Below are 11,137 nucleotides of genomic sequence, written 5' to 3'. Positions count from 1 at the left end.
GTATGAAAAAGTGTGTAGTGACCCTTTTAGTGTCGGCCTTGTTAGGTGGGTGTGCCCAGCACAGTACTCAATCACCAGCCTCATCGGCTAAAAAGCTAACAAGCAGTGAGATTATTGCGGCGGCTAAAGATGATGAATGGCGATGGGTCGAATCAGAGAATATTCTGAAGTTAACCCTGCCCACAGGCGCCGCATATATTGAGCTTAACCCCAAACTTGCGCCTAAACACACTGCGAATATTAAAAAACTGGCAAGACAAGGCTTTTATCAAGGTACTCACATTTACCGTTTTGTTGAAGGGTTTGTAGCTCAAGGTGGCGATAGTACGGGTAAAAAGTTAGCCAAAACTAAAGATAACACGGTGCCAGCGGAATTTTATTTAACCACCACTGAGCCACTTTTAATAACCGAGATGGGCAGTGATGGTTATGCACCCGTAACGGGGTTTTTAGGTGGCTTTGCGGTTGCACAAAACCAAGCGCATACACAAACGTGGCAAGTCCATTGTCATGGCATATTTGCAATGGCGCGCGATAACAATATAAACAGTGCCAGCAGTGAGTTTTTTGTCACCATAGGTCAAGGGCCGCGTTATTTAGACAAAAATATTACCGTGTTTGGTCGGGTGCTTAAAGGCATGGCACATTTTCATCAGCTAGCGCGAACGCCAACTGAAAATACCGAGTTTAACCCCATTACTGATCTACAAGTATTAGCGGATGTAGCAGACGATAGCAGCCAATTTAAAGTAATGAAAACAGACTCTGATTCATTCAAACAATTAATTATTGCTCGGGGTAACCGCAGTGAGGAATGGTTTGCGTACAGCCATAACTATATTGATGTGTGTGGCATGGCGGTGCCAACTAAGCAACTTAATGACTAAAAAAGGAGCCTCAGGCTCCTTTTTTGCTAAGGTAACGCGACACTTATTGACGGTTTATTTTTACCGAAAATGGGGTTTCGTTATAATGTGTTGAGCGATATGGGTTTATATCAAGCCCACCACGGCGCGTATAACGAGCGTATACTTCAAGTTCTTTAATATGGAGTTGAGTGGTTAAGTCGCTGTAAATACGTTCCACACATTGCTCATGAAACTCATTGTGAGTTCTAAATGAAATTAAATAGCGTAATAATGACTCACGACAAACTTGCTCACCGGTATAGCGAATAATAATACTCGCCCAATCCGGTTGTGAAGTAATTAAACAGTTAGACTTTAGCAAGTGGCTATGCAAAGTTTCGGTGACTATTTTATTGCTTTGTGATTTAAGTGAATGGGCATCAATATGGTAGTTATCTATCTCAATATCTAACTCATCTATACACTCACCTGGAAGCGGTGTGCAAGGAATACAATTGTAGTCATCGGCGCTGTATAAGGTTACCTTTACAGGGCTGTTTACCGCATTGGATAAGTCGTCAATTAAATGTTGTTTAACAATTTCAATACTCCCAAAACGGCTTTGATTAAAGCTGTTTAAATAAAGCTTAAACGACTTTGATTCAATAATATGACTACTTTGACATTCGAAAGTAAACAATGCCACCGCAACTTGAGGCTTACCTTTAGTATTTAACCAAGACAGTTCGTAACCTGTCCATATGTCTTGGCCTTTAAACGGCAGCGCAGTTTCATCAATACTTAATGAATCACGATTAAGCTTGCGAGCAATAGGAAAAAGCAAGCTGGGCGTGTATTGATCGACATACTCAGTAGATTGACCAAGTAAGCTGCCTTTAAGATCGGGAGAATTGCTGTAATCTGTCATGTTTGCTCTTAAATAGTTACAATGGATGCATTATATATAAATTAAATGAGTTTCACAGTATGTCTGTTGCAATGCAATTAGCTCAACTTCACGAAAAATTTAGCGAACAAACGATTACTAATACACAAAAGCGCCCATTAATCGTCCACGATGAGCAATGGCCAAGCCCATGTGAAATAGGTAGCGCCGATGAACATGGCATGATCCAATGGCAAGCGATAGTTAGAGAGCCTACAGGTTCATTAACCGATCTAGCTAACGCATTGGAGCTTGAGTTTCCAGAGGCGCTGAGTCAATTTTATGGCCATATGTTTGCTGGCAGTGTTGTAGCCAATATTGACGGACATCAAGTGGAATTATTACAAGCATGGAATGAAGGTGATTTTGAGCTACTGCAACAAAATATCACCGGTCATGTTTTAATGAAACGTAAACTCAAACAAGCGCCAAGTGTATTTATTGGGTTAACCGACCAAGACGATTTGCTTGTTACCGTATTAGTAGAAACAGGTGAGGTGTGTCTAGAGTATGTAGGTAAAAAGCCACATCATGTACTTGCCAAAAACCTCAGTGAATTTATAGCATCGTTGACAGTATAATTATAAGGTAGTTTTAAGGTATGATGTTTTTAGACATAGCACCTTAAGTGTGGGATTTATTGAAAATCCCACGAAATATTAGAGACTAAACCACACGGTTCACACCTAAAATCAAACAAGCCAAACCATGGCTCGGGTAATTTCCATTCACCATGGCAACTCGGGCATTTACGCTCAAGTTCAGAGGCTTTATCAACCCCCCCTACACGGTATAAATAATAGTAAACAGGCTTTTTAGTTAAAAAACTAATCCGTTTAGTTATATCTTTACCACGGCGGTATAAATCACTTTGGGTGCTGGCTATTTCTTCAAGCGCTGGAAATTCACAGCGTGTTGCACCATTAATTTGAATTTGATCGCACGCTTGCCAATCTTCTTGCCATTTAATTAGTGTTTTATAGTCACCATTAGCAATCGCAGGAATATTAAATAGCGGCACGGGTAAAAAGTCATCGCCACAATACAGTGGGCTACATGTATGCACATAGGTGGTATATAAAATATAGCTTGATGGCTCTTTACAGCCATCGGCACCATTGGAGTGAATATCTTGGCCGATGACCTTTACTTTGGGAGCAAGCAAACCAGCGCCATGAAGCTTTTCAACACTGTGTTTAACAAACGCACTGTTATTAAGTGGGTGCATGGCGTCTTCGGTCGGGCACATTACACGAGTAATAAAATAGCCATCTTTTAAAACCGTTGGAAATTCCTCTCCAATGATTTGGCCATTAAAGCGTAATGCATTCACTAAGCGGTTTATTGCCTGCTCGGCTTGCTCTAGGGTTGTGTCTTGGTAGCAATCAAATGTTAAATCAACAACAAACATTTATAGTCTCAAATTATTTTTGCTCTAGCAAAGCAAGTAATCGATCAAGTTTTTGCTCAATTCTATCTAACTGAGTGTTTTTAGGATTTGAGTTACTTGCTTGCTCGGGTGTTTTCATTAAATTATAAATTGAATCGGGATTATTTTTATATTGACTCACTGCCGCAATAATAACCGGCATAGGAAGTGGTTTTACTAAACGGCTTTTAGTTAGTGCAACAGTGGGGACTTTGCCTTCATCAAGAAGGACTTTAATAGCTTCAAATACAGCAGCATTCATTCGATTTATAACTCTTTAATAAAGTAAGCTCGCAACATGGAAGTTGCGAGCAGGTATGGTAACAATAAAGTGGCTCAGACACATTAAAATGTGCGATTTAATTATTTTGACGAAGGCGAGAGTCGAGTTCGTCAATTACCTCACTCCAATCGCCATCAACCGCCAGCGATTCAGCAATAAAGTGTTGTTGGGCTTCATCCCAAAAGGGAGCATCTTGCAATAATGTGGTATCCGAAATGGCATGCGATGCAATAAATGCATCTATTTCTGCTTCTGTATTAGGTAAACCTAATTGTGCGAACAATGTATTTATGTCGTGCTTAGTCGTATCCATAATCGTGCTCCTTAATGAATTAATACTTAATACTTATTAACTCTAGGGGGGAATGATATATCTAGCCAGTTTAACCCTTACTGAATTTACGCTTTATTTACTCAGTAGTAAGTCGCTAAAGCATGATCTGACTCAATACAGAGAATAAGTGTAATAACTAAAATGTAAATTCGCTTATTTGTCCCACTTAGGTATATAGTTATATGAGCATTTGGTCATCGTTGTAGTTCAAAATTAATCCCAAACAAGTTACGCGGCGTAATGACAAAGGGTATAAAATAATAAAGGAAATAAAATGACAGCCACAGCAGAATCCACAGACACGTTTAGCGTGCAACATATTGCACCAGAAGATATCAGTACCGCTGCAAGCCTTATATATCAGGCCTACCAAAATGACCCTATTTTACAAACTCTGCTAGGGTATAACGAAAAAAGCCCTCTGGACTATGAAAAAAAACTCCGTGCGCTTATTCGCGAAGAGCTCAGTAGCTTTTGGCAAGAAAAACAGCCTTTAATTGGCCTTTACCGTAACGATAAGTTAAAAGCAGTTGCTTGTGTATTTGAGTCAAGTAGCCAACTTCAAGCAGAGCGTTATTGGCATTGGCGATTAAAGTTGATGTTAAGTGCCGGTTATTTGCAAACGAATCAATTAATTGAAAAAGAAAAAACTATTCGTGATGCACTAAAGCCGCAAGGCAATTACTACTTTTTAGCGTTTATAGCCGTTGACCCACATTTTCATGGTCAAGGGTTTGGCCGCCAATTACTTAAAGGCTTAGATGGTTTATTACATGACAATCCTGAGTCCTCTGGTATAGCGGTATTTGTGACTCGTGACGAACATACGCAATTTTTTAAATCACAAGGCTTTGAACACTTTAAGCAGCTCACATTTAACCGAGTTAAAGGTGAATTACTTTTTAAAACAGCTCTATCTGTACAAGGCTAGGTGTTTAGAATTGTGATTATGTAAGCCAATGTTCCAAATAGGGCGCACTTACGTGAGATATATCTTACATTAACGTGCGCCTTGTCAGTTCAACTCCGTATTTTATCTTCTTAAAAACATCAAGTCATTGTTATTTAAAGTTATTTTTATTTTTCAATTTTATGACCATAATTTTTTTTGTTTTCCTCACTATCATACGAAGCCGTTTGCTTTAAACTTTACTTTGTCAAGACGACATAGCCCAATGATTGAGCTACTGCCACGGATAAGGAATCAGGCAACTAAGTAGTTACTAGCAGGAAGCACAAAGGACAAGTTAACACGGATGCAGGGATGAAACAGGAAGTACACGGAGTACTAAAATAGCTGGGAGCTATTTAAAGGACACCAAGGATGATGCGATAGGAAATTGCAGGAGCGTTAGTTTACGCAGGATAGCCAAGGCGGCAAGTGGATATTGCAGGATGCAATGGAGAGTAAACACGGTAGTTTGCTCGTTCAGAGGATGATAAACAGGGAATAGGTAAAGGATACCTTACAGGATGTTTGCAATTGGGGCGTAACTGAGGTTACGCCTTAGTTTTTTGTGCTAAGAAATTATATTCTATGTGGTGGCACAACCACACTTTTTAGTTTTTCATCTTCCATGATTAATACCCCTTGGTAGGCGTTTTCACCGTCACTTGAAAATTCAAAAATAAATTCGCTTTTCATGCCCGGTTTGCCACTTTTTAAAATGCCAAATCGACGCTTGTTGCAAGCTACACTCATAAGTTGCACTTGCAATTGCTCGCTTTGGCGTTTGGCATGAACGTTCGCTGCTTCGGCTATTTTACGATTTAGCCAAAAAAAATAAATTACAGCACCAATAAGTATGAACGTCCATAAACTAGCCATTTAAGAGAATAACCTTCCAATTGCGCGAGCTAATGTCTCGCTTCTGTTTTCTTCACGTAATAAAGCTAATAAGTGAGGGCGAATAGTCGCAATTGCAACTAAATCTGCAAAAACGCTAGGAAATAATTCAGCTATTTTCTCATGATGCGCACAGTTATCCATAAACACATGTAAACGCTGTGGTTGTTCTAACTGTTTAAAGCAGCGACCAGCAATGGTCAACAAAATATCAGAATCTTGCCCTAAAGGTGAGTTAAGCGCGCAGTCAACAAGTTGTGCGCTAAGCCCTGCTGCTTGCCCTGATGATATTGCACGCAGCGCGGCAGAGGCCGCAACAACATCATAATTAGTAAGGGCGGTTTGCCCATAACTTAACAATAACTCACTTAACGAGGGCGGTATTTCGATGTGTTCAAGCATTGCACTTAATGGCTGTAATACTTCAACTGGTAATTTAGGCCACGCTGCTTGTAAGTGCTTCAAGTTATCAGCACTATGAAGACGATAAGCAAAATCGGCAATGCCTTGTAACGCGACATTTTGCCAATTATCAAAGCCAATTTGGCCACTAAAGTAGAGTTGGGCGTGCTCGTAGTATTGCGACGCTGGTTGCTTTAGCAACACTTTAACTTGTGCATTAAACGCCGCTAATTTATTCGCGTTCGGAGTAAATACATAAGGGTTGTTATCGAGTGTGCCATCGGCTTGCTCGCCGGTAATTTCTGTTCCTAGTGCCTGAATAACCATATCTGCAAAGTGATCACGGCTCGCGCTTACTAACTTACTTTGCTCATCAAGTGGGAATTTTAAGAACCACACATAGGGTTCTTTACTGGCTTTGCTATCCCAAAACTGAATCGCTAACCATGCATGACCTGCTAATGGGTAAGGGTAAGGAATTTGCGCTTGTTCAACGGCTAAAAATTGTTGTTTATCAAGCTTGGTAATGTGCCTGCCAATATCAAAAGCACGCCATTGAGTGCCTGCACCATCTAAAAGCTGGCCTAACGTAGCTATATGTTCACTCATGGATTTCCAACTGTTTTTACTACAAAATTACCTTAATTATACGCCATAGCGACTGTTGTGGGAACAGGGTATAATTGCATAATACACAGACCAAAGGGTGATTATGTACCAGCAAACCCACATATATTTACAGCAATTAGCGGCGCTACTTAAAAAGCATCAACTGTGGCAGGTTGAGCCACTGAATCCCGATTTATTAGATTCTAGCGTACCGTTTTGTCACGATACACTGGCATTTGAACAATGGTTGCAGTTTGTATTTATTGAAAAGTTACAGCGGCTAATTGACAACAAGCAGCCGTTACCGCGCAATTTTGCAGTCGCCCCGATGGCGCAAATGACACTCACTGATAAATCAGGCAGCGAATACATTATCGCTTTACTGACCCAATTAGATTCATATTTAGGAGAGCCTAATGAGTGAGCGCCCAGAGCCTATTGAATACGGCGAACTGTCGATTCTTTATCAAGATGAAAATTATGTAGCAATAGATAAACCCTCTGGGCTACTTGTTCATCGCTCATTTTTAGATAAACATGAAACTCAATTTGCAATGCAAATGCTGCGCGATCAAATAGGGCAACATGTGTTTCCTGTTCACCGTCTTGATAGGCCTACTGCGGGTGTATTACTGTTTGCATTAAGCTCAGAGGCGGCGCGTGATATGAATCAATTATTTATTGAGGGCACAATAACAAAACGTTATTTAGCGTTGGTACGCGGGTTTGCGCCTGAATCTGTTTTTTTAGATAAACCGTTAAAAGAAGAACTCGACAAAATAGCCGATAAGTTTGCTGATCAAGACAAAGCCGCGCAAGAAGCACAAACCCAATTTAATTGTTTGCATCAAGCTGCGCTGCCTATCCCAATAGGAAAATACCCAACGGTTCGTTATTCTTTGGTAGAGTGTTTTCCTAAAACGGGTCGCAAACATCAAATACGCCGGCATTTAAAGCACTTGTCTTTACCTATTATTGGTGATGTAAATCATGGCGATAACCAGCATAATCAGTTTTTTAGGGAGCATTTTTCGCTTCGCCGTCTAATGTTGTTTGCATCAGAGCTTAGCTTTGTGCACCCTTATAATAATGAACCCATAACAATTAAAGCGCCGCTGGGTGATGCAATGTTAAACATTTGCAAACAGCTGGGGTGGCCAGAACAAGAAGAGGATTATTAAATGGCACATATTAGTATTTTTGTTGGCAGCGTGTATGGCGGTGCAGAGCGATTAAGTGAGCAAGTTAGCGACACGCTAGAGCAAGCTGGTCATCAGGTTAGTGTCTTCGAGCAGCCTACTTTAGATGATATAAAAAATGCTTCGCATATTTTAATTGTTACCTCGACCACTGGGCAAGGCGATATTCCTGATAATTTAGCGGATCTTTATCATCAATTAAATAGTACTTTTCCAATGCTAACAGACAAGCCTTTTGGTATTGTTGCCATGGGTGATAGAAGTTACGGTGATACGTTTTGTGGGGCCGGGCGCAGCTTTGATGAGCTACTACGTGATTTACAAGCTAAACCTGTTGGTAACCGACTAGAAATCGATGCCTGTGAAGACTTTGAGCCATGGCCGGTAACTGAGCCTTGGTTGCAAGCTTGGCTTGGTAAATTACCCTCATAAATGCGCAGACTCTAAATGAAAAAACATAAACTGAGTTTGGTTGTGCTTGCGGGTGGCTTAGGTAGTCGCTTTGGTGGCAATAAACAAATAGCAGAAATACCTGGGCTAAATTGCACGATTATGGAGTTAAGCATTACTGATGCGTATCGCGCCGGTGTGACACAGGTTGTACTGATCATCAATCAAGCCGTTCGCAGTGAGATAGAACACACTATTTTACCTCGCTTACCTAAAGCCCTTGACGTGGTATTAGTAGAGCAACATAACGCGCTTGTTCCTGATGCATACAAAGCACTATCACAGCAACGTATAAAACCATGGGGCACAGGGCATGCGTTACTGTGTGCCAAAGCATATATTAACAACCCTGCAATTGTTATTACCGCAGATGACTATTATGGTGCGTCTTCATTTTTATTGCTTAGTGAGCATTTTAAAAATAGCCCCGAATGGGCAATGGTGGGGTACCCGATTATCAACACCCTCTCTGAGCACGGTGGGGTTAATCGCGGAGTATGTAGTATTGCTGATGGAAGGCTTGTTGCAGTGACGGAATATTTAAATATTCAAAAAGAGTCTGCACATATTGTTGGAAATAATCCGCAGGGCTTGCGTGAAAAAATTAGCCGAGATGCGCTAGGATCTATGAGTTTTTGGGGGATCACGCCGTGCTTTTTTGATTATTTGCAACAAGGTTTTGAGACGTTTTTACAGCAATATAACGCTAATACTCAGCAAGAATATTACTTACCTGATCAAATCCAGCAAGCGATTAATGTAAAAGCACAGCCTGTATTTGTATACACTGCAAAAGAGCCTTGGTTTGGTGTTACCTATAAATCAGAACTGACAAGCATTGCGGCTACTTTGTGCGCATTGCGTCAAGCGTAAAGGTGTTAATACCAATTTTATTAAAAATATGATCAATCTAGCGTATTAAATAACCCGCTTCCTGCGTTAAAAATTATTTATATAGAACAACTATGTATCATAATTTTCGCCTTGCTATCGCGTTATTTCCTTGTCGCTGTAATCGTTCACTAATTTAGGGTCTGTTGACCTTTGCGGATTACAATTTGTTCAAACTAGGGGCGGTTTAATTGCGGCGCGAGGTTTGTAACCTAGTGGGCTAAGTAAAAACCGAGCAACAAAGAGTAAATCGCTCCTAGGCAGAATCCTTCGGGCAGCGCCTGTTTGGCATTGATGCTGCGTTATCGCCTATTTATGGGGAATAACCACACCACATAGGCTCTGCCTTGCCTAAATACCAAACAGGCTGCTGCAAATTTAACCTTGAAAGGTCAATAGACCCTAATGCAATTGATATAAATTATTGTCGCCTTGGGCGAAAAGAGTGAAGTAGAAAATGAATTCAATTCCTATAGAAGTTTACTTATCTGAGAATTTTGGCCTTGACGATAAGCATGCGAGTATAAAACCCATTGGTAGTGGGCATATCAATACTACCATGTTATTGAGCACACCTAAGCGGTCATTGGTTGTACAAAAGCTCAATACGGTGGTATTCCCAAAACCACAGTTACTTGTTGATAATGCAAGATTAATAGAACGACACTTAAGCAAAAAGCAGCAAGTCGGTGAGTTCAACTTAGCAATTGTGCGGCATGTAGCAACAACTCAGCATGACTATTTAGTAAATAATAATAACGATACTTGGCGAGCCCTTGAGTTTATTGGTGGCAGTTACAGCGAAGATGTGGTTAATACTGTTAGCCAAGCGCAAACCGCGGCTAATGCATTTGGCCAATTTGCTGCAGCATTAGAGGATTTTGACGCTAACAAATTACATGCAGTTATCCCTAACTTTCATAATTTAGGCATGCGTGCAGAGGTTTTTAAGCAAGTTATTAATGCCGATCCTCATAAACGTGTAGCTCATTGTCAGGAGGAGGTTGATTTTTGCTTGTCGCAGTTCTCACTCATTGATGAGCTCAATGCATTAGCTGGAAAAGTCCCTATTCGCGTGTGTCATAACGATACTAAAATAAACAACATGCTATTTTGTTCAGATTCAAATGATGCAAAAGCGGTGATTGATTTAGACACCTGTATGCCAGGTTATTGGCTTAATGACTTTGGCGATATGGTCAGAACATTCTGCTCTGCAGAGCAAGAAGATTCAACAGCGCTTGAAAAAGTAGGTGTTCGTGAAGACATTTTTGCAGCAATTGTTAAAGGTTACGTTGAACCATTAAAGTCAGTATTAACGGCCGCAGAAAAACAAAGCTTTTGGTTAGGTGCTAAAGTAATGCCTTTTATGATTGGCTTACGCTTTTTAACCGACTATATAGACGGCGATAATTACTTTAGTGTTAAATATGAGAGACACAATTTAGATCGCGCAAAAAATCAATTTGCGTTGTACAGGGATATAGTAAGTAAGCAGCAGGTATTAAAGGCGATGTTAACTCAGATATAAGCCCAATTGGTTATATTGCTCAAAGTGTTAAAGCTAAGCTTTGAGCAATATAAAGCGAGGTTAAACGCTGAAAATACGTATAAACCTCCAACCCCTCAATCGTTATTAAGCATCGGCTAGTTTTACGCGGATTTTGCTTTTATCAACGGTTGTTTGATTAAGGGCTTTAATAGCGCCTTTAACTTCAATGTCGTTTGGCATTTCTACAAAAGCAAAACCTTTTGATTGGCCAGTTTCTTTATCGAGTACTAAGTTACAGGTGGTCACTTTTCCGTGCGCTGTAAATAAAGTACGAAGCTCATGCTCAGTGGTAGCACGAGATAAGTTGCGAACTAATAGTTTCATAATGAACCTAATTAAGGGTATCAG

General features: G+C 40.4%; 15 protein-coding genes. 8 read left to right on the top strand and 7 right to left on the bottom strand.

Annotated elements, in window-relative coordinates:
- Positions 1 to 2: 2 nt before the first annotated feature.
- Positions 3 to 887, top strand: coding sequence for a peptidylprolyl isomerase (locus ACTRWE_RS09785; RefSeq protein ID WP_350314713.1), 885 nt, complete (start codon positions 3 to 5; stop codon positions 885 to 887).
- 43 nt (positions 888 to 930) lie between these two features.
- Here the strand turns inward: ACTRWE_RS09785 and queF are convergent, their stop codons facing one another.
- Positions 931 to 1,776, bottom strand: coding sequence for an NADPH-dependent 7-cyano-7-deazaguanine reductase QueF (queF, locus tag ACTRWE_RS09780; protein ID WP_350314714.1), 846 nt, complete (start codon positions 1,774 to 1,776; stop codon positions 931 to 933).
- Between the two features lie 59 nt (positions 1,777 to 1,835).
- Between queF and syd the strand changes: the two genes are divergently transcribed.
- Positions 1,836 to 2,375 (top strand): SecY-interacting protein, encoded by a 540-nt coding sequence (gene syd, locus ACTRWE_RS09775; RefSeq protein WP_350314715.1) that lies wholly within the window; start codon positions 1,836 to 1,838, stop codon positions 2,373 to 2,375.
- Between the two features lie 56 nt (positions 2,376 to 2,431).
- On the opposite strand, the gene ACTRWE_RS09770 is transcribed toward syd, so the two are convergent.
- From ACTRWE_RS09770 to ACTRWE_RS09760, 3 genes are all read right to left on the bottom strand, one after another.
- Complete coding sequence (locus ACTRWE_RS09770) at positions 2,432 to 3,205, bottom strand: Zn-ribbon-containing protein (RefSeq protein ID WP_064662909.1); 774 nt, start codon at positions 3,203 to 3,205, stop codon at positions 2,432 to 2,434.
- Positions 3,206 to 3,218: 13 nt separating this feature from the next.
- Positions 3,219 to 3,485 carry a hypothetical protein gene (locus tag ACTRWE_RS09765; RefSeq protein ID WP_016898957.1) on the bottom strand — a complete coding sequence of 89 codons (267 nt, stop codon included), beginning with the start codon at positions 3,483 to 3,485 and terminating at the stop codon, positions 3,219 to 3,221.
- Positions 3,486 to 3,582: 97 nt separating this feature from the next.
- Positions 3,583 to 3,819 (bottom strand): DUF2789 domain-containing protein, encoded by a 237-nt coding sequence (locus ACTRWE_RS09760; RefSeq protein WP_013465367.1) that lies wholly within the window; start codon positions 3,817 to 3,819, stop codon positions 3,583 to 3,585.
- A 295-nt stretch (positions 3,820 to 4,114) separates the two neighbouring features.
- Here ACTRWE_RS09760 and ACTRWE_RS09755 point away from each other — a divergent pair, with 295 nt between their 5' ends.
- Positions 4,115 to 4,771: a GNAT family N-acetyltransferase gene (locus ACTRWE_RS09755; protein WP_028834078.1), complete on the top strand. Its 657-nt coding sequence runs from the start codon at positions 4,115 to 4,117 to the stop codon at positions 4,769 to 4,771.
- Positions 4,772 to 5,368: 597 nt separating this feature from the next.
- On the opposite strand, the gene ACTRWE_RS09750 is transcribed toward ACTRWE_RS09755, so the two are convergent.
- Both ACTRWE_RS09750 and ACTRWE_RS09745 read right to left on the bottom strand, forming a co-directional pair.
- Entirely contained in the window at positions 5,369 to 5,668 is a 300-nt protein-coding gene (locus ACTRWE_RS09750) for a DUF3301 domain-containing protein (RefSeq protein WP_013465365.1), read from the bottom strand.
- Positions 5,669 to 6,697 (bottom strand): DUF3549 family protein, encoded by a 1,029-nt coding sequence (locus tag ACTRWE_RS09745; RefSeq protein ID WP_262976817.1) that lies wholly within the window; start codon positions 6,695 to 6,697, stop codon positions 5,669 to 5,671. It lies immediately after the preceding gene.
- A 103-nt stretch (positions 6,698 to 6,800) separates the two neighbouring features.
- Between ACTRWE_RS09745 and ACTRWE_RS09740 the strand changes: the two genes are divergently transcribed.
- The 5 genes from ACTRWE_RS09740 to ACTRWE_RS09720 all read left to right on the top strand — a co-directional run bounded on the left by ACTRWE_RS09740 (position 6,801) and on the right by ACTRWE_RS09720 (position 10,768).
- Positions 6,801 to 7,121, top strand: coding sequence for a YqcC family protein (locus tag ACTRWE_RS09740; protein ID WP_138562183.1), 321 nt, complete (start codon positions 6,801 to 6,803; stop codon positions 7,119 to 7,121).
- Complete coding sequence (gene truC / locus ACTRWE_RS09735) at positions 7,114 to 7,878, top strand: tRNA pseudouridine(65) synthase TruC (RefSeq protein ID WP_262976816.1); 765 nt, start codon at positions 7,114 to 7,116, stop codon at positions 7,876 to 7,878. Before ACTRWE_RS09740 ends, truC begins: the two co-directional genes overlap by 8 nt.
- Complete coding sequence (locus tag ACTRWE_RS09730) at positions 7,879 to 8,328, top strand: flavodoxin (protein ID WP_013465361.1); 450 nt, start codon at positions 7,879 to 7,881, stop codon at positions 8,326 to 8,328. It begins immediately after the preceding gene.
- A 15-nt stretch (positions 8,329 to 8,343) separates the two neighbouring features.
- Positions 8,344 to 9,219, top strand: coding sequence for a nucleotidyltransferase family protein (locus ACTRWE_RS09725; protein ID WP_090494292.1), 876 nt, complete (start codon positions 8,344 to 8,346; stop codon positions 9,217 to 9,219).
- A 475-nt stretch (positions 9,220 to 9,694) separates the two neighbouring features.
- Positions 9,695 to 10,768, top strand: coding sequence for a phosphotransferase enzyme family protein (locus tag ACTRWE_RS09720; RefSeq protein WP_138687336.1), 1,074 nt, complete (start codon positions 9,695 to 9,697; stop codon positions 10,766 to 10,768).
- A 105-nt stretch (positions 10,769 to 10,873) separates the two neighbouring features.
- Here ACTRWE_RS09720 and ACTRWE_RS09715 read toward each other — a convergent pair whose 3' ends face one another.
- Positions 10,874 to 11,113, bottom strand: a complete 240-nt coding sequence (locus ACTRWE_RS09715) for an RNA recognition motif domain-containing protein (RefSeq protein WP_008109433.1) — start codon at positions 11,111 to 11,113, stop codon at positions 10,874 to 10,876.
- Between the last annotated feature and the right edge of the window lie 24 nt (positions 11,114 to 11,137).

Source organism: Pseudoalteromonas sp. G5_S1_54_S4 (assembly GCF_054968565.1).
This window is presented reverse-complemented; position numbering and strand designations above follow the sequence as displayed.

Excerpts from the sequence above, each read along its gene's own strand:
- ACTRWE_RS09785 (WP_350314713.1), top strand. The coding sequence starts at position 3 with ATGAAAAAGTGTGTAGTGACCCTTTTAGTGTCGGCCTTGTTAGGTGGG.
- queF (WP_350314714.1), bottom strand. The coding sequence starts at position 1,776 with ATGACAGATTACAGCAATTCTCCCGATCTTAAAGGCAGCTTACTTGGT.
- syd (WP_350314715.1), top strand. The coding sequence starts at position 1,836 with ATGTCTGTTGCAATGCAATTAGCTCAACTTCACGAAAAATTTAGCGAA.
- ACTRWE_RS09770 (WP_064662909.1), bottom strand. The coding sequence starts at position 3,205 with ATGTTTGTTGTTGATTTAACATTTGATTGCTACCAAGACACAACCCTA.
- ACTRWE_RS09765 (WP_016898957.1), bottom strand. The coding sequence starts at position 3,485 with ATGAATGCTGCTGTATTTGAAGCTATTAAAGTCCTTCTTGATGAAGGC.
- ACTRWE_RS09760 (WP_013465367.1), bottom strand. The coding sequence starts at position 3,819 with ATGGATACGACTAAGCACGACATAAATACATTGTTCGCACAATTAGGT.
- ACTRWE_RS09755 (WP_028834078.1), top strand. The coding sequence starts at position 4,115 with ATGACAGCCACAGCAGAATCCACAGACACGTTTAGCGTGCAACATATT.
- ACTRWE_RS09750 (WP_013465365.1), bottom strand. The coding sequence starts at position 5,668 with ATGGCTAGTTTATGGACGTTCATACTTATTGGTGCTGTAATTTATTTT.
- ACTRWE_RS09745 (WP_262976817.1), bottom strand. The coding sequence starts at position 6,697 with ATGAGTGAACATATAGCTACGTTAGGCCAGCTTTTAGATGGTGCAGGC.
- ACTRWE_RS09740 (WP_138562183.1), top strand. The coding sequence starts at position 6,801 with ATGTACCAGCAAACCCACATATATTTACAGCAATTAGCGGCGCTACTT.
- truC (WP_262976816.1), top strand. The coding sequence starts at position 7,114 with ATGAGTGAGCGCCCAGAGCCTATTGAATACGGCGAACTGTCGATTCTT.
- ACTRWE_RS09730 (WP_013465361.1), top strand. The coding sequence starts at position 7,879 with ATGGCACATATTAGTATTTTTGTTGGCAGCGTGTATGGCGGTGCAGAG.
- ACTRWE_RS09725 (WP_090494292.1), top strand. The coding sequence starts at position 8,344 with ATGAAAAAACATAAACTGAGTTTGGTTGTGCTTGCGGGTGGCTTAGGT.
- ACTRWE_RS09720 (WP_138687336.1), top strand. The coding sequence starts at position 9,695 with ATGAATTCAATTCCTATAGAAGTTTACTTATCTGAGAATTTTGGCCTT.
- ACTRWE_RS09715 (WP_008109433.1), bottom strand. The coding sequence starts at position 11,113 with ATGAAACTATTAGTTCGCAACTTATCTCGTGCTACCACTGAGCATGAG.